The sequence below is a fragment of the Fimbriimonadaceae bacterium genome (genome assembly GCA_023957775.1).
In the GTDB taxonomy this organism is placed as follows: domain Bacteria; phylum Armatimonadota; class Fimbriimonadia; order Fimbriimonadales; family Fimbriimonadaceae; genus JAMLGR01.
The window spans coordinates 1-17,408 of sequence record JAMLGR010000025.1; the positions used below are offsets into that span (position 1 = coordinate 1).

Here is a 17,408-nt window from a genome sequence, read left to right on the forward strand (position 1 = left end):
CGTGAGTTCTACGCGAACCAAGTGAAGGAGCACGCTCGGCAAGCTGGGAAGCTGAAACAGCAATTGTCGCAGATAATGTCTGCGTCTCTGAACAGCAAGTTCGGTGTCCTGTCTCTATCCGAAGACCCATTGCTACCGCTAATGTGGGGACACTATGCCCAAGGGGACCGTGGGTTTGCCATTGGCTTCGATTCCGAAAGCGACTTTTTCAGCCCAGATGACTGGCAGAGCCTCAGCAAGTCCGTACAGCCGATGAGCTACTCGGATGCGAAGCCAGAGTTGATCGAACGTGGCAATTCAGAAGAGAATGATGCAGCGATGCTTTTTACCAAGCCCGCCTGCTGGTCGGCTGAACGCGAATGGCGTGCCTTAAGGCGGCTTACCGGAGCAACTCAAGTCATTCCCAAATCTCCGTACGATATCTGCCTCTTCAACTATCCCGCAGCAGCGGTAGTTGAAGTTGTGCTGGGAGCTCGAATCGATGCCGAAATGGAGGCTCAGATTCGAAAGCTCCTGCAAAATCCTGACTTCGTACATGTCCGTGTTAAGCGAGTCCGCCTCTCCGGATTTGACCGAGTTCTGGAAGATGCATAGTATAGAGTGCCGGATTTGAGAGACCAATTGAGAGACCCGGCAATTCGAATGAGAAACGGACCGCCTGTTGCGGTCCGTTTTAGGTTCAAAAAAGTGGTGGGCGGTACTGGATTTGAACCAGCGACCCCTTCGGTGTGAACGAAGTGCTCTACCGCTGAGCTAACCGCCCCGAATGCGGAATTTAGGATACCCCGAAGGCAAAACAGCCCGAGACGACGAACCCCCGAGCCCCGTGGGGGCGGGGCCGGAGGTCGTCGTCTCCAAGGCGGCGGGCGCGCTTAGTTGATGGGCGTTCCGTTGGGCCGGCGAAGCTGGCCGCCACCCGCGGTGTACGCGCGCTTGCCCCACTGGAACCGGTCCGGATTCAACGTCGCCGACAGCTCCGCGAACTTTGCGTGCGTGTCCGTGTACACGTAGTTCGAACCGCGGCCAAAACGGATCGGGTCCGAGTACGTGATGTGCGAGAGGTTGTTGTACGACGAACCCGTGTGGCACGCGTTCAGGTCGTTCAACGCGCGGTCGATCGTCAACGCGTAGTACCACGCGAGGCCGACCTCGCTCGGGTCCTCGCCCGCGAACGGCGCGCCGTTCTGAAGGAGGATCGCGTTGGTCGGGCGGTGCGTCTTGAACGCCACGCCGCTCGCCTGCGACGAGCCGTTGATGCAGTTCGGGCTGTCGGTCATCGCCGCCAACGCGATCGTCCCGGCGACGTCCTCGAACACCGTGGCGGAGACCACGTTCATCGGGTCCACCGAGCGACGCTTGCGGGGCATGATCAGCGAGTTCCCCACGTACGACAGGCGCGGCACCTGGTCGTCGTCCATCGCGCACGCGCCCTGCGACACCTGGCCCGAAGGCGCGCCGTAGCCGCGGTTGTCACCCACGAAGTTCGTCGGCGCCATTCCGCCGAGCTTGTCCGACGGGCTTCGGAAGATGTCGATGTTCTTCACGTACGGCTGGATCAACCCCGTCCAGTGCACGTAGCCGCAGTTCGGAACCGTCCCGGCGCTGCCGTTGTCGTTCCGGTAGTAGTACGACATCGGATACGTGTCGTCGTAGTCGGACAAGTAGATCTGCATTGCCACGCCGATCTGCTTCATGTTCGAAAGGTCCACCGCCTTCTTCGCGGCCTGCTTCGCCTGTGCGAACACCGGGAACAGGATCGCCGCCAGAATCGCGATGATCGCAATGACCACCAGCAACTCGATCAATGTAAACGCTCGTTTCATACCATCTCCTTCCGAAGGCCTCGGCCTTGGTTGGCAACAGTATCTGGGGTGCACGTTAAGGGGATGTTGATGGGGGGTTAACAAGGGGTTAAGCATCCTGCGAACCTGTCTTAACCCCCTGTTCACGCCTTGTTCACCGACCCTTAACATCGATCCGAGACACTGACATCGGATCGACAGAAGGCGCCGCAAGAGCGCCACGGTTTCGACGAGAGAACGCTGATCACTCGCACCTGGGCCCTCACAGACGGCCCGGGTGCTTTTTTTGCGCCTCCCGAATGAGCGGTAACCTGCGGAGGATGCGCGCGGAGACCTTCGACTTCCTAGTGATCGGCAGCGGCCTCGCCGGCCTGACCTACGCCCTGCGCGCCTCGGAACACGGCACCGTGGCGGTGCTCACCAAGTCCGACGTCGCCGAATCGAACACGAACTACGCCCAAGGCGGCATCGCAGCCGCGGTGGGCGAAGCCGACTCCTGGGAGCTGCACGAGCAGGACACCCTCGTGGCCGGGGCGGGCCTGTGCGACGCCGCGGCCGTTCGCCACCTCGTGCAGAACGCTCCCGCCGCCATCGCGTGGCTGCGGGACCTTGGCGCGAACTTCGATCCCGACCTGGGACGCGAAGGGGGCCACAGCCGCAACCGCATCGTGCGCCATGCGGACCGCACCGGCGGCGAGGTCGAACGCGCGATGGTCCACGCCGTCGGCACCCATCCGAACATCCGCGTGTACGACCATGCCTTCGCCACGGAACTCCTCGTCGCCGACGGCCGCTGCGTGGGCGCGGCCGCGCGGATCGAAGGGCTGGGCATGCGCACGTTCCGCGCGCGGGCGTGCATGCTGGCCACCGGCGGATGCGGCAAGCTGTACCAGCACACCACGAACCCCTCGGTCGCAACGGGGGACGGGGTCGCGCTCGCCGCCCAAGTGGGAGCCCGCATCCGAGGGATGGAGTTCATGCAATTCCACCCCACAACCCTCTTCCACCCCCAGTTGCGGAGCTTCCTCATCTCCGAGGCCGTACGAGGTGCAGGCGCGACCCTGCGCAACCACCTCGGTACCCGCTTCATGTACGACTACGATCCGCGCCTCGAACTCGCGCCGCGCGACGTCGTGGCGCGGGCGATCGACGCCGAGATCAAACGGCTCGGCACGTGGTGCGTCTACCTCGACACCACCCACCTCCAGCGCGAAGCCCTCGAGGAGGAGTTCCCCACGATCTGGGCGCGCCTCGCTTCGGTGGGTGTCGAGATGCACCGCGACTGGATCCCCGTGGTGCCCGCCCAGCACTACTCGTGCGGTGGCGTGGACACCGACCTCGAGGGTCGCACGTCCCTTCCCGGCCTCTACGCGGCCGGCGAGGCCGCCCACACGGGGGTGCACGGAGCGAACCGCCTCGCCAGCAACAGCCTGCTCGAAGCCATCGTCTTCGCGACCGCGGCCGCCGCCGCGAGCGCCAACGACCCCGAACCCGCCGCCGTCTCCGAGCCAGGCAAGCCACAGTGCGTCCCAGAAGCCGAGTCGGTCCTGCTGCGCAGAGCGCTCCAACGCACGATGATGGAGCACGCGGGCATCGTGCGTACGGACGCGGGACTTCGCGAAGCCGCCGACACGATCCGTGGCTTGAAAGAGGAGTTCCTCGGCCACGTCGGGGCCCCATTCTCCACCCACCCCATCGAAACCAGCAACCTGTTGACCGTGGGCACGCTCGTGGTGGATGCCGCCCTGGCAAGACGGGAGAACGTGGGGCTGCACTTCAATTCGGACTTGGTGGGAGAGTTGGAAGGGGTCTAGCCCGATTCGTCAGCATTCGATGGAGATGCGGGCCCCACTTGGGAGTGCGCGAGCTTGCTCGTCGCCTTGCCTTCGAGCGGCTTGCCGCGAGTCCGTTGCGGAACCGGCGACAAGTCGCCGGGGTGAAGGGCGACGAGCAAGCTCGCGCACTCCCAAGCGGGGGCGACGAGCAAGCTCGCGCACTCCCAAGCGGGGGCGACGAGCAAGCTCGCGCACTCCCAAGCGGGGGCGACGAGCAAGCTCGCGCACTCCCAAGAGTCGCCGGGGTGAAGGGCGACGAACAAGCTCGCGCACTCCCAAGAGGGGTCGTCTCTTAGCGAGGGGTCTCGGCGTACCGGGGCATCGCCAGGAGGGCGGGGAGGCGGTCGGCCCACTCGGGCACGAGGAGACCGACCGTACATGGGCCTCCCGCATGGACGACGCCCTTCAGCGTCGTGAACCCGAGCGCTTCCTCCATGAGGAAACCATCCAGATTCTGGGCGCCAGCGGACCCCAGCGGGTACGAGGCGGCGAGGATCAGTTGGGCCCGCTGCGCCTTCTCCCCTCCCCACACGAGCTCGAACCCACCCTCCGTCGCGCGCGCCTGCACCCCGACCTCGCCGAAAACCCGCACGTCGCTGAGGAGCAGCTTGACGAAGGGATCCTGGACCGTCAGGTCGCCGAGGTGGAAGAAGAGATCGGCACGAATCGAATCGAGCGGCTCGATCAGCAAGGGGGATTCCTTCGGAAGGCCGGTCACCCGCCGCGTCCACCGCGACAAGCCACGCTCCGCAGCCAGACCCGCCTCGAACAGAGCGGCGTCCAACCGCCGGCCCGGCTCGGGACAGATCGCCCCCGCGACGGCCGCCAGGGCCCCCGCACGGCGCGCGAGCACCGGATCGTCGCACCAGAGGCGCCACGTGGCCCAATCGCGTCTCCACACCAGGGACGTCAGCAGCGAGTTGGCTTCCGAACTGGCACGCTCGGCCGTATCCCGGCTCTGCATCAGCAGCGCGTGGGCGGCTACCAGGTCGAGCCCTTCCCCGTCGGCTCCGTAGGGTAGCTGCTGCTGCGTGAACGGCTCCAGCCGGTACGTCGCTTCCGTGAGAAACGCACCCAACGCGTCCTCCGCCGCCTGGCGCGCGAGCGCGTCGCGCGTGCAAGCCAGGTTCTGAAGGGCGAGTTCCACCACGCTGGGCAGATCGATGGGTGAAATCGTTCCCAGAGGCGAACCTGCCGGCGTGCCGACGCCGACCCCGCGCCCTGTCGGGATACGCCGCACCGGAAACCGGATCGAGAGGCTGGCCTCCGTCGAAACCGCCACCGGCCCGTCCTCGTCCCTCGCATCCAGGCGCTCGATGGCGCTTTGAAGCTTGAGGGGATATCCGCCCAAGGGTGCGAGGAGGACCGCAGGCGGCACCACGAAGCCTGAGCGATCGAACTTCCACGTCGCAGTGATCGCCGTCGGCTCGTCCTTGATCGCGATCTCCTGGAGCGTCGCCGCGGGGGCCGTCCACGCGGGGATCTCCTTGGTGCACCGCTCGACCAACGCGCCCAACTCGGCCGCGTTGTTGGTGGGTCGGGCCTCCAAGCCCATGGGCGCGACGACCCGGATCCACCCGCGATAGAGCGACTCGGTTCGGAGCGTCCAATCGCCGGACCGTCCCGTCATTTCAAAAGTCGCGGGACCGTCCAAGAACGCGAAGAGAATCGGCGGTTGCGCGTCTCGGAAGCTCACGAGGAGCCAAGAGACCTTCGGGGTCGGAACGCCTGGGCCGACGCTGCCGTCGGCCCAGCTCACAAAAGGGGGGGAGGTGCTCGAGAGCTTCAGACCCAACCCGTTGGCGCAGTAGAAGGCCACTCCCGGCTCGAACAGATCGAGCCGCGCTTTGGACGGCGATCGGCCCACGCCGGAGAGCCCTACGATCTGGCCGGTCTCGGACGTCGCGAGCGGTCGCCACCACGTCGAGGGCTCCTCAAAGCGGAACGTGTCCGAAGCGGGATGCACCGAACGGAACCCAGTGGGGCTGACGACGAATCCAGAAGCCGTGGCATGCTCAACGTAGCCGAACCGCCCGAAGGGGTTGGCGCGGGCCGAGGACACGGGGCCTAGGGCGACGACCGCCAGCAACCCGAGAGGGAGGAGGCGCGCCAGATTCCCAAATCGATCGCTAATCGAAAGACGCGCCAAGAAGTTGGATTCCCAATCGGTTGGTTCGCTTCGACCACACCAGCCCGATCTCGCGGAACCCGATGCGGTAGCCGAGCGAGATGTAGTAGTCGAGATAGGTGTCGCCGAGGTAACGGTCGTACGTGTAGCTGTAGCGAAGGCGCCACAGGTCGCTCAGGCGGTAGCCCATGTCCGCCTCGAGGCTGAGCCTCTGGATGTCCAGGCTTCGATTGGCCGAGAGGGAGAGGTTCGTGCGGCCGCCGTAGTAGGAGCCCTGCAGCGAAATCTGATGGCGGCCCGTGTAGAAGCTGTTGAACCCGTCCTCGGCGTAGCGGTAGGTCGTGGCCAACCACGCCGCGCTGGAGAGACGCTTGCTGATCGTCGCGGAGCCGTAGAGCGTGAGTCCCTGCTGGACGTTGTTCCCCGTCAGGTGGGAGACCGAGAACTCGGCGTTCAGCTCCGTGGTGCGGTCCAGGTGTTGGGGCAGGAGTTGGGAGCGGATCCTCGCCCCGACGCCCGTTTGCGAGTGGTCCAACAGCGAGGCATGGGTTTCGCTGTGGGTGGCGGTCAGTCCGTAGTAAAGGCGAATGGGGAGCTTCCCAACCTTGGTGGGGTCCTTCTCGGCGACCAGGGCGTACTGCTCGGTCGCGAACTCCGCCCCCCGCAACGTCGTCGTGGCGTTGCCGCTCAGGCTCATCTGGAAACCGTCGAACTGCCGACTGAGGCTCGCCGACCCAAAGACGCTCCGGTGCGCGGGGAACTCGACCTGCGCGAATCCCGTGGTGCGGTCGTCCACCTGGAGGTATTGTCGCACCCCCAGGCCCCAGTCGCTGCGGCCGATGCCGGAGACCGTCATCCCTCCGTCCATCTCGTCGCCCCGGTTCCAGTTCAGCTCGTAATCCAAGAACGCCCCGCCCGAGGTGGCCAGGCCGCGGCCGTAGCGTTGCCCGGTCGTGAACCGGAGCAGACTGGTCTCACCGGGCTTCAGGGAGAGGTAATGGGGGTAGTTGATCCCAAGCTGGTTGTCGTTGACGTTGACAATCTGCTCGGTGATGAGGGGGGTCGTTCCATAGACGCTTACCTGGAACAGGGGCAGGCTCATCATGCGGATGCCGCCCATGACGATGTCCGCCTTGTGGAACTGGATCTCCTTGCGGGGGAAGGCCACGGCCTTCTTGGCGGCGATCAGCGTCTGGGACGTGGTCAGGTCCTGGAAGGTGAACGCCCCGTACGGGAGCGCATCGGTGGAGGACATCGGCGTGAGGCCCGAGGTGGCGATCTTCGCCGTTCCCACGCGCAGATGCTCTTCGCCGGCTTCAAACCGGAACCACTTGCCGCTCCCCACGATCTTGAGATCCCGGCGGGGAAGCGTCGTGACGCCGTAGCCTTTGCGCGTGTTGAGTTTGAGGTACAGCTCCTCGAACTCCTGGTCCACGTCGCCAATGTGCAGGTGAGCCTTGCGGGCGCGCACCTCGTAGTTCGGCACGTCCACCTGCACGTCCGCGGCCTCGATGACGATGTCGCGGTAGCGGACCGCGACGCGCTCGTCCGGATCCGCAGCGCCGATGATCTTGAGGTCCGTGCTGTACATCAGGTGGCGCGGCGCGACGATCTCGATGTACTCCTTGGCCGTCGATAGCTGCGACCGATCGCTCAAGAAGTCCATCTCGAGGGTCGTCGAGGCGTTCTGGAAAGCCAGGGTCCGAGCGGTGATCTTCGCGGTCCCGGGCAAGCCGCCTGCCACGAGGATCGCCCGAGCCACGCCGTTGACGGTCCGAACGACGTTGTCTCGGAACGTCCCCAGGTCGGTGGTGAACACGACCTGCGTGCCGTCCGGCACGAACCGGCCGTCGCGCGTGCGCACTTCGGCGGAGATGGTGACGGTGGAGCGGCCATCGGCGACAGTGACCGTGGGGTAGGACGTCAGTCGGATCAGCGCGGTGTCGGCGCTGCAAAGCGCCACGGCCAGAACCGCGGCAACGAGTGCGAGGCTTTTCAACACAGTCGGCACAAGCCTACCCATCGCATCTAAGGACGGGACCGAGGGCCCGTCCGGTTTGGTCTCCACGCACAAAGGGCCGGCCTCGAGGCCGGCCCCAGCGTCTCAGCGGGGCCCTTAGCGGACCACGTTGAGAGGAATGATCTTGCGGACGCGATCGCCGCCCGCGGTCTCGGCGAGGATCTCGACGCGGTAGGTCCCCGGGGCGACGGCAACGTTTGCGTTGTCTCGCAACGCCCACGTCACGGTGTTCTCACCCGCTCGGTCGGCGCGGCCTCGGCTGACCGTGAAGATCTCCTTGCCTGCGCCCGAGAGGATGCGCACGGTGGTCGTGGCGTCCGTCGAGAGCGTGTAGTTGATCGTGAACGGCGCGTTGCCGTCCCGGCCTGGCCGGGCGACGACGACGTTGCCGATCACAGCGCGCGCGACGCTGCCCGTGTCCACCTGGACGCGGAACTCGCGCGTGCCCGGCTCGTTCATCGTGAACGTGTAGCCGGACGTCTGCCGCAGGTCGCGGCTGGCGCCGGTGGCCACGTCCTCGATCCGGTAGCGGAGCGTGCGGGGCGTCGTCGAGACATTCGGCCAGGTGAGCGTAACGGGACCCGCCTCCTTGACGTCGACGAGGACCTTCCACTCCTGGCGGCCTGCGGTGTCGCTGAGCGCCTGCGCCATGCGCGTGGGTCGCCCATCGATCGTCCCTTCGACCGAGACGCCCACCTTCTGCGTCGGGCCCATCGGGGGCTCGAGGATGCGGAGGGTGCGCGCGTCGGCGGTGGACTTGGCCACACCGACGAAGTTCTGGTCGTCGAGGCTGCTGTTGTTGCGGGCCACGAGTTGCAGGCGCCACTGCTTGTCGCTCTGCGTCCACGTTTGGCCAACCGATCGCTGCGAACCAGGAAGGAACTCCTGGTAGATCGGCGGCCACGAGATCGTCAGATCTTGGACCGTGAACACGTAGACCCAGTAGCCGCGATTCGGCTCGAGCTTGGCGTCCACGCCCTGCAGGTACTTGTAGGACTGCGTGCCCGCGTCCCAGTAGCCGAGGGCGCCGCTGACGAAGCCCTGGGCGACCAGTTCAGCCCAGGTGAACGACTGCGTGGGGTTCGCACCGGACACGCCGACGATCTGTCCCAGCGGGAACGCATAGTTGTAAGGGTTGCCCACGAGGTTCCAACCCGATTTCAGTTGGATGAGCGGCGCACCGGTCGACGCGTCGTTCGGAGTGGTCGGACTGCCCGTGAGAGCCATCGAACCGTAATCGACATCCGAGAGGATCCACGTTCCAGCCGCGCGCTGGGCGCTGGCGGAAACGAGGTAGCCGTTCTGCTGGGAGCTCCAATCAAAGGCCTGGAAGTCGCTGGGCGTGTTCAGCCCAAGGATCGCCTCCCACGACGAATCGAGGAACGTGAACGGGGTGGTGATCAGGTTCGCACCGGCGACGAGATTCAATCGAGGCGTCGCAGCGATCGTGATCGACCCGTTGATGGTCTTCTTGGGACCCGGGATCGGGTCCACAACCGCCTGGTACTGAAGATCGCCAAACGTCTGCCCATCGGCGACGACCTGCCACTCGACATAGGAGGCGTCTCGCGGCGAGACGACGGGGATGATCTTCTGGATGCTCTCGCCGGGAACCAGTTCGAGCCCGGTCGGAAGGACCAGTCGGACCTTGACATCGTTGAGAGGGACTTCACGGTCCACAGTCGAGAAACCACGGGTGTTGTCCACCCAGACGCGGATCGTGAACTCGTTCGGTGTCAGACCATTGACGCCGCTCGGATCTGCCGCGAGCAACTTCGGACCGTCGACGACGACCGAGTAGGGCTTCGCATAGTTCGAGTAGCCCCACGTGCTGCGCACATATTGGACGATCGTTCGGGCGCCTCCTGGAACGACGGAAGACTCGTTGTACTTCTGAATGTAGCCGGTCTCATCGTCGAACCGGGTGTCGGGGAGCATGACGTCGGGGAAGGTCGCGTCGGCGCCGTCGCCTCCCATGAGGAAGAAGTGCTTGCCCAGGGCGAGTTCGTTGGCCTCTTCGGTCTCGCTCTGGCCGGAGAGGTCAAGGGTCGCCTCGGTGGCGCCGTTCTCGATCCGCATGCCGTAGGCCGTGGTCTGACCAAAAACGAAGTTCACCCACTGCGGGAACGTGGCGGGGTCCAGCGCACGCTCAAAGCGGCGATCCGTGAACGGAGGCTTGATGCCGGGCACGACGGTGTAGCCGAGCTTGGAAAACACGCCAAAGTTCGGAGCCAGTGTGTGCGACTGCATCGCGCCAGTGGCGTCCGGCTCGTTCGAAAGCATAGCCAGCCAGTGGCCCGTCCACAAACCGACGGTGTGCGTGTTCGTGGTGTCCGTGTTCGTCAGGGTCCACTGAATGCGCGCGGCATCGCCGAGAATATCCACCTGCATGCGGACGTGCACGTTGCCGTTGGTGGACTCGTGGATCATGTAGTGATCGCTCTCGCCCACGAAGGCGAGGCTGATCGCGTTGGCCCCAAACAGGGTCCGCGTGCCATCTTCGACGGTCGTGGCGTACCCGAACGTCCCCATGGGCTCGAACGGCATCCCCATCGTGAGGATCAGGTTGTCGTCGAACGACGTCTGTGCGGAACCTTCGGATCCGTAGAAGAACCCATATCGACCCCGAATGTTCGCGGTGAGGGCGGGGTTGTAGCAAGGACCGTTCGCACCGCCGTAGGTGGTCGTCCCGCTGACGCCCACCGAACACCCAAAGAGGGTCGTTTGAATGGCGTTGATCCCGTAGTCCGCCGATCGTGGCGCCGTGTTGGCGGGGTCGATGCAGAAGTCCCAACCGATTTGGGCTTGGGCCACGCTCGCGCCAACCAAGAGCGAGGCGATCCCTGCTGCCTTGTGAACTGCTGTCTTCATTTCGTTTCCCTAATTCGAAGCGGTATTCAAGAGTTGGGCGCCCCCGAGGACTCGTGTTCGGGGGCGCTCAGGTCGATCTCCTTTACTCCGCGGGGGGAGGAGGAGGAGGCGAGGGTCGCGTGAAGCGCCGGGCCGAGCCGAAGATGTAACGCTCTCCGTTGGCATCCTTGACCGGTCCCGGGCTGTCCGACACGTTGCGGCAACCGATTCGCCACCACATTTCCGTCGAGCTCGAGAAGTACTGCGACGTGTCCACGATCGGGGTGCTCAGGATCCCTGAGTCCGTCCGCTGGAACTTGGCGATCGTCACGGTCTGGCTCTTCGTGAAGTTGGGGCTCGTCGAGAGTTGCACGACATATTCGACTGTCGTCGGGAACGCAGGGTTCACGACGGAGTTGAAGCTGAACGGAATCGGCGTCGAAACAACCGCGTTCGAACCCGGAGAGACGAGCAGGGGCCGCGCATAAGGCGTCGCGAGTCCCTTGGCGCTGGTTCTCTGGGAAACGAAGAAGCAGTCCTGTCCGCCGGTCGTGCCGCCGGTACCGCCGGTGCCGCCGGTCGTGCCACCCGTGGTGCCGCCCGTCGTGCCGCCGGTCGTGCCGCCGCCGATCGTGCCACCCGTGGTGCCGCCGGTCGTGCCGCCGCCGATGCCGCCGGTCGTCCCGCCGCCGATGCCGCCGGTCGTACCGCCGGTCGTGCCGCCGCTGCCCGGAAGGTCGACGCTGTTCACCTTGTAGACCAAGGCGACCGAGTAGTTGTACGGCCGACCCGGAGTCACGCCCGCAACCGCCGTGGCCGTCGTCGTCGGATTCGAGGTGTTGTTGCACACCGATCCGCCGATCACGCCGGCGAAGTCGCCCCACGTCACGTCGCGAGCCGTCGAGTTATCGACGCCGGAAGTCTGGTTCCCGGGCACGACCATCACCGGCGAGGCCAGGATGTCGTTCCGCCAGATCTGCCACTCGATGCGCTGGTCGTTGGCCTTGTGGAACAGGTTCGGAGTCCAGCTCACCTTGGTCCCCGGCTCGCCCGAAGCATCGGGGAAGAGCCCGGCCTCCGCCTTGACGTCGCCGACCGCGTCGCCGCTGCCGCCGTTGCCAGAGCCCAGAAGGACCGCGACCAGGCCCAGCACCAAGAGCGTGGTCACGAAGCCCGAGTTGCTCTTGTTCGACGCCCGCCGGACCGGCTGGACGCCGCCGTTGGCTCCAAACTCCGTCTTCACATCCGGAACGCGGAAAACCACCCGCACCTTGTCTCCGGGCTGGATGCCCTTGGTGGACGAGGCGATGCGGACGTACGCGCTGTCGGATTCGACGTCGTACACCGTTGCGGTGGCGACCTGCTCCCGGCCGCGCGTGACGATGACGGACTGGCCGTTCTGGAAGCCGCTGCGCGCACCCTGGTTGATCAGGGCCGTGTCGTTCAGCGTGTTGAGAACGGTGCCGTTCGGCAACGTTTGGGCGAGGACCTTTGCGACCGCGCCGGAAGCCGCGTTGCCGATGGCCTCGTTGATGACCGTGGCATCGGGAACGTTTTCCGCGCGCACGGTGGACGACGCGCTGAGCGCCGCTCCGTTGATCGCGAGCCCAGACGCCACGTCGGTGACGAGGACTCTCAAAATCACGTCGGCCTGCTTGCCGCCCCCAACGGGGACGACGCGCCAGTTCACAACCTCGCCGGTCACGACGGTCGACGCGCGCACTTCTTGCGCCAGGCGCAGCAGGCTCGTCTTCGTCGCCGGAGGCGAACCAATGCCGATCGACGTCAGCGCGCGTTGGATCGTTTCCTGCGCGACCACGTCGAATTTGCCAGTCTTGCCGAGCTCGCTGCTAACGGCGTCCGCGGCTGCCTGGCCAAGGCCAGTTCCCCCTTGCGGACTAGTGTTCTCGAACTCGACCACAGCCCAGGTCGGTTGCGCTTGCAACTGAGCCTCGGCGCGCGTGGCCGCGCCCAACGTGAAGTAGGGCAGGGCGCAAGCCATGAAATAGGCCACGGCCGTAAGACCGCTGACCGCCTTCCCTGTATACGAATTGATGAACCGCCTCACTGTGACGAGTCCTCCTTGTCAGTCCTCTTCGAATTTGGGTGTCGGCCGGCAAGCCGGACGCGACGATGTTCCAGTATGGACGGTTGCAACCCCGAAACGACCGTCGCGCCACAGAAAGCGAGCCTCGTGGATGCAACCATCCCCCTTGGCAAAGCTTTCCCGCGTGCGTTTAGCGACATTCCCCCTCGAGCCGCGGGCATTCCAAGCCCGTCCAAAACGTGGTGAAGTATATCACGAAGCTTTACTAGGTGCAATCTACGCGAAATCAAGAGCAGCAGCCTCCGTCACCGCAACATGGACGTCGTGCTCCGGCGCATTCGTTCGGATCACGCGGTCGGCAAACGCAATCTTCACCCGCGTCGGGAGCTGCGTCTCGATCAAGGCACGCGCCTTTTCCACCGAATTCAGCCTCGCGGCAAGCCTGCGCAACTGCTCGTCCTCCCCGCACGTCACCACCCACACCCTTGGGAAAAACCGTTGCAGACACGCCTCGACAAGGAGCGGAATCTCCACCGCAATCGCACCGGACGAAAAGATCCGCTCGATCACTTCGGGGTGCATACGGGCGTTCAAGGCGCGCCTGAACTCGGCGTCCCGAGCGACCCGGGCTCGGACCCTGTCCCGCTCGACCGGGGCCTCCCCGTCGAACTCGGATGCAAGCCAAGCCTGCAGGCGCGCCCCGCGGTAGACGTCCCGCGCGATCTCGTCCGCCGAGACGACCGGAACGCCCCATGAAGCCAGATACGCCGCCACCGTCGACTTGCCTTCCGCTATTCCGCCCGTGATCGCCAGCCGCATCTCCTTCACCCGTTAGGCAAAAGGACGAAGGGCGGGCGGAACAAGTCGCTCCGCCCGCCCGCTGGCCCCGAGCCACGCTCGCGCTATTCGGTCGTTTCCGGCTCCGACTCCTCGGCGGGAGCCTCCGGCGCGGGAGCCTCGGGCGCGTCGGGCGCTGGGTCCACGACGTCCTCGAGCACTTCTTCCTCGTCGTCGCGTCCAACAAAGCCCTTGAGCATCCCCAGCCGCTCGCCGATCGTGGCGCCGCCGGTCGCAAAACCGCGCCGACCGATCACTTCTTCGACTTCTTCCTCGTCGCGGCCGCGACGTCCGCCGGCACCGCGCCCGCGCTTGCCGCCCGCTTTCCCGCGGCGCTTGTCGCGCAGGGCCTCGTCCTCGAATTCGCCTCCAGGGGCGCCTCCGGGGGCCGGCCGACCAAAATCGCCGCCACCTGCGGCGCGGATGCTGAGCACCATGCGGCGCTCTTCGGTTCGCAGGTCGATGATCTGCGCCTCGACCTCTTGTCCTTCTTCGAGGACGTCCTGAGGCTTGCGGATGCGTCGGGACGACATTTCGCTGACCGGCATGAACGCCTCGGCGCCTTCCGGCAACCGGATGAACGCGCCGCTCTGGACGATGCGCCCGATCGTGCACGTCAGCTTTTGACCGATGGTGTACGTCTCGCGAATGAGGTTCCACGGGTCGGGAAGCACCTGGCGGTGTCCCAAACTGATCTTTCCGGCGTCCTTGTCGAGGCGAAGGATCATCACGTTGATCTTCTGCCCTTCCTTGAACATCTCGCGCGGGTGGTTGATGCGCATCCAGCTCATCTCGCTGATGTGCAGCAGCCCGTCCACGCCTCCGAGGTCGACGAACGCCCCGTAGTCGGTGAGGCGCCGGACCACGCCCTCGCGGATATCTCCGGGGTTCGCGTGCTCAAAGATGTCCCGACGGGCCTGCTCGCGGCGCTCTTCCTCGGCGTCGCGGTTTGAGAGGACCACCTTCTTGCGGTCGCGGTCGATCTCGATAATCTTGAGCTTCAGCGGCTGGCCGACGAACTTTTCGATGTTGCGCAGGCGCCCGCTGCCCACGTGGGTCGCCGGAACGAATCCGCGCACTCCGACGTCGACGACGAGTCCGCCCTTCACGCGGTCCACCACCTGTGCGGTGAGGAATTCGCCCACTTGGAACGCCTTCTCGATCGAGTCCCACGCCTCTTCGAAGTCGGCGCGCTTCTTCGACACGATCGGGTTGCCCTCGCCCCCTTCTGGGCGAAGCACGACGACGTTGATCTTGTCGCCGACCTTCACGTGGTCCATGGCGCTGTCGAGGTTCATCTCGCTCAGCTCGCCGAGCGGAACGATGCCTTCCGACTTCGTGCCCAGATCGACGAAGACGCGATCCCGGTCCACCTGGATGACGGTCGCCTCGATACGGTCGCCCTTCGAAAGCTTCTTGTACAGACCCTCGCCGGCCGAATCGTCCTCGCCGGCCTCCATCGCCTCCATGGCCGCCTCGAACAAATCTTTGTCGCTCCGGCCTTGGGCCACGACGGCGGCTGGGGCGGGTGCGATCGGAGTCTCCAGCGGCTGCTCGTGCGCGGGCGCCGTTGCGGCGGCCTCTTCGACCGGCGCAGGGGCCTCGGCGGCCGGGCTCTCCATGGACGGCTCGTACGTCGGCGCGGCAGCCTCTTCGGCGGGCGGCGCCGGCTCTTCGGCGACCGCGGCCACAGGCTCCGGCTCCACGGGCGCGGCGGTCTCAGCGGTCACGGGCACGGGCTCGGAAGGTGCGTCGGCGGGCTCGACCTCGGGGGCCGGCTCAGGGGTCTCGTCCACGGCGGAGGGAATCGCCTCGGGGTTGTCGGGCGCCGATTCAGGAGCCGCTTCCGGCTCCTTGGGAGATCCCTCTCGATTCTCCTCAGGCGTCTGGTTCTCGTCGATCGTCATGTCTAATTGGCACTCAAAGCAGTGTTCGCACATCGTACCAGATTTGCTCGTGGCGCGCCTGTCCACGGGCTACCCGGGGCGCAGCTTCGGATAGAGTTCGCGGAACGCCCGCAACGCGCCGGAGTAATCGGCGCCCGAAGGCCCGGTTTCCCATTGTTCGCGCACGCACGCGCGCGAGGCGGCCGCCACGTCGGGCCAGACCCCGACGCCGACGCCGGCCAGCATAGCCGCGCCCATCGCCGGCCCCTCGTCGCCCTCCAACGTCGCGCAACGGGCGTCGAACACGTCGGCCAGAAGCTGAACCCAGAAGCGGCTGCGCGCCCCTCCCCCCGTCACGCGCACCGTCCCCGCCGACGCTCCAAGGCCCGCCAGCAAGTCCAAGGCGTCGCGCAACCCGAACGTCGCCCCCTCCACCACGGATCGGGCCAGTTCGGCGCGGCCATGGGCCAGGGTGAGCCCCGCGAACGCGCCGCTCGCATCGGGGTCGTTGTGCGGACACCGCTCGCCGGACAGGTACGGCAAAAAGGTGAGCCCCCGAGCCCCGGGGGGCACCGCCGCCGCCTGCGCCATCAGCGCGTCGTAAGACTCCCCTCCCCCAAGCACGTCGCGGAACCACTTCAACGACCCGCCGCACGCCAACGTCACCCCCATCGCGTGCCACTTCCCGTTGGCGTGGCAGAACGTGTGCGCCGATCCGCCCTTGTCGAACTCCGGACCCTCCAGTGCGCTGAACACCACGCCGCTCGTCCCCAGGCTGACGCTCAAGACCCCCCGCTCGACCGCGCCCGTCCCGACCGCCGAGGCCGCTTGGTCCCCGCCCCCGGCGACCACCGGCACGCCGTCCGCCGCGTGCCCGGTGATCTCGTAAGACTCCGCCGCACGGGGAAAGAGAGACCGATCCAGATCCAGGTCTGCGATCAGCTCGTCGGCCCACGCCCGACGTCCGACGTCGAAGAGGCCGGTCCCGCTCGCGTCGCTGACGTCGGTCGCCGCGTCACCGGTCAGTCGCAGCCGGATGAAGTCCTTCGGGAGCAGCACCGACCGCACACGGGCGAACCGCTCCGGCTCGTTCCGGCGCAGCCACAGGATCTTGGGGGCCTGGAATCCGGTCACCGGTGGGTTGCACGTGATCCGCCGCACCCGCTCCGGCCCGCAGACGCGGTCGATCTCCGCGACCTCGGCGACCGTGCGCTGGTCGTTCCACAAGATCGCTGGGCGCACCGACTCGCCCGACGCGTCGAGGAACACGGCCCCGTGCATCTGGCCCGTCAGCCCGATCGCGTCGGGACGCTCGGGACCCAGCGCGTCGAGGCACGAGCGCACGGCCCGCCACCAGTCTTCCGGCTCCTGCTCGGTCCATCGGGGTTGCGGCACGTGAAGGGGATACTCGGCGCTCGCCGAGCCCAACACGCGACCCTCGGCGTCGATCGCGAGGGCCTTGCACGCCGTCGTGCCGACATCGATGCCCACCAAGCGTGCCATGGTCGCCATTGTAGACGCTAGCGCGCGACCCGCTGGATCTCCGCCCCCAGGGCATGGCGCCAGCCGCGGGTCGAGACCCGGCACGACTCCGCGCGAAGCCCGAACAAGAACCGCTCGAGGATCAGGGCCCCCAGGTGCATCGTCGTCTCGCGGCCGCGCTCCATGCCGGTCACGGCCGCCCGCTCGCGATCGGTCATCGCCCCCAGCCAACCCGCCGCGCGGCCGACCTCCTCGTACTCGAGCACCGCTCCGTGGACCCGGGCGGGATCCCACTCGCGCATCCGCTCGCGGATCGTCACGAGGTTCGTGCCCGTGGCGCCCAACGCGACGACCGTGCCGCACTCCAAGGGGCGGTAGGCAAGCCCGATCACCTCGTCGATCGCAGCAGACCCCTGCAGGAGATCCGAAGGCGAGAGCGACTCCGCCCACAGCGCGCCGCCCCGCAACCCCAGCGTGCCCACGGGGTAGCTGCGTTCAAACGTCGCCTGCCACGCCCCAGC

12 protein-coding genes and 1 tRNA gene are annotated in these 17,408 nt (G+C 66.2%); 2 read left to right on the forward strand and 11 right to left on the reverse strand.

Features of this window, described 5'->3' with window-relative positions; all coding sequences use genetic code 11:
• The coding region (locus M9921_15685) for a DUF2971 domain-containing protein (protein ID MCO5298290.1) at positions 1 to 594 on the forward strand (594 nt) is incomplete at its 5' end.
• Positions 595 to 688: 94 nt separating this feature from the next.
• Here the strand turns inward: M9921_15685 and M9921_15690 are convergent.
• Together M9921_15690 and M9921_15695 are read right to left on the reverse strand one after the other, a co-directional pair.
• Positions 689 to 763, reverse strand: a tRNA-Val gene (locus M9921_15690).
• Positions 764 to 872: 109 nt separating this feature from the next.
• A complete protein-coding gene (locus tag M9921_15695) occupies positions 873 to 1,823 on the reverse strand; it encodes a prepilin-type N-terminal cleavage/methylation domain-containing protein (GenBank protein ID MCO5298291.1) in 951 nt (316 codons plus the stop codon).
• A gap of 299 nt (positions 1,824 to 2,122) precedes the next feature.
• Between M9921_15695 and nadB the strand changes: the two genes are divergently transcribed.
• Positions 2,123 to 3,616 carry an L-aspartate oxidase gene (nadB, locus tag M9921_15700; GenBank protein ID MCO5298292.1) on the forward strand — a complete coding sequence of 498 codons (1,494 nt, stop codon included), beginning with the start codon at positions 2,123 to 2,125 and terminating at the stop codon, positions 3,614 to 3,616.
• Here the strand turns inward: nadB and M9921_15705 are convergent.
• The 9 genes from M9921_15705 to M9921_15745 form a co-directional block, all read right to left on the reverse strand.
• The gene (locus M9921_15705) at positions 3,613 to 3,900 is read right to left on the reverse strand and encodes a hypothetical protein (protein MCO5298293.1); all 288 of its coding nucleotides are present in this window, start codon (positions 3,898 to 3,900) and stop codon (positions 3,613 to 3,615) included. The two genes, nadB and M9921_15705, sit on opposite strands and share 4 nt — an antisense overlap.
• A gap of 29 nt (positions 3,901 to 3,929) precedes the next feature.
• Complete coding sequence (locus M9921_15710) at positions 3,930 to 5,699, reverse strand: hypothetical protein (GenBank protein ID MCO5298294.1); 1,770 nt, start codon at positions 5,697 to 5,699, stop codon at positions 3,930 to 3,932.
• A 67-nt stretch (positions 5,700 to 5,766) separates the two neighbouring features.
• Positions 5,767 to 7,764 carry an Ig-like domain-containing protein gene (locus M9921_15715; protein MCO5298295.1) on the reverse strand — a complete coding sequence of 666 codons (1,998 nt, stop codon included), beginning with the start codon at positions 7,762 to 7,764 and terminating at the stop codon, positions 5,767 to 5,769.
• Between the two features lie 117 nt (positions 7,765 to 7,881).
• On the reverse strand, positions 7,882 to 10,656 hold the full coding sequence (locus M9921_15720) for a hypothetical protein (GenBank protein ID MCO5298296.1): 2,775 nt from the start codon (positions 10,654 to 10,656) through the stop codon (positions 7,882 to 7,884).
• A gap of 82 nt (positions 10,657 to 10,738) precedes the next feature.
• Entirely contained in the window at positions 10,739 to 12,703 is a 1,965-nt protein-coding gene (locus M9921_15725) for a hypothetical protein (GenBank protein ID MCO5298297.1), read from the reverse strand.
• Between the two features lie 255 nt (positions 12,704 to 12,958).
• The gene (coaE, locus tag M9921_15730) at positions 12,959 to 13,501 is read right to left on the reverse strand and encodes a dephospho-CoA kinase (protein MCO5298298.1); all 543 of its coding nucleotides are present in this window, start codon (positions 13,499 to 13,501) and stop codon (positions 12,959 to 12,961) included.
• An 83-nt stretch (positions 13,502 to 13,584) separates the two neighbouring features.
• On the reverse strand, positions 13,585 to 15,426 hold the full coding sequence (gene rpsA / locus M9921_15735) for a 30S ribosomal protein S1 (protein MCO5298299.1): 1,842 nt from the start codon (positions 15,424 to 15,426) through the stop codon (positions 13,585 to 13,587).
• A gap of 69 nt (positions 15,427 to 15,495) precedes the next feature.
• The gene (gene xylB / locus M9921_15740) at positions 15,496 to 16,908 is read right to left on the reverse strand and encodes a xylulokinase (protein ID MCO5298300.1); all 1,413 of its coding nucleotides are present in this window, start codon (positions 16,906 to 16,908) and stop codon (positions 15,496 to 15,498) included.
• A 17-nt stretch (positions 16,909 to 16,925) separates the two neighbouring features.
• The coding region (locus tag M9921_15745; protein ID MCO5298301.1) for a hypothetical protein at positions 16,926 to 17,408 on the reverse strand (483 nt) is incomplete at its 5' end.

Coding starts and splice junctions, on each gene's coding strand:
- M9921_15720 (MCO5298296.1), bottom strand. CDS start 10,656: ATGAAGACAGCAGTTCACAAGGCAGCAGGGATCGCCTCGCTCTTGGTT.
- coaE (MCO5298298.1), bottom strand. CDS start 13,501: ATGCGGCTGGCGATCACGGGCGGAATAGCGGAAGGCAAGTCGACGGTG.
- xylB (MCO5298300.1), bottom strand. CDS start 16,908: ATGGCACGCTTGGTGGGCATCGATGTCGGCACGACGGCGTGCAAGGCC.
- nadB (MCO5298292.1), top strand. CDS start 2,123: ATGCGCGCGGAGACCTTCGACTTCCTAGTGATCGGCAGCGGCCTCGCC.
- rpsA (MCO5298299.1), bottom strand. CDS start 15,426: ATGACGATCGACGAGAACCAGACGCCTGAGGAGAATCGAGAGGGATCT.
- M9921_15695 (MCO5298291.1), bottom strand. CDS start 1,823: ATGAAACGAGCGTTTACATTGATCGAGTTGCTGGTGGTCATTGCGATC.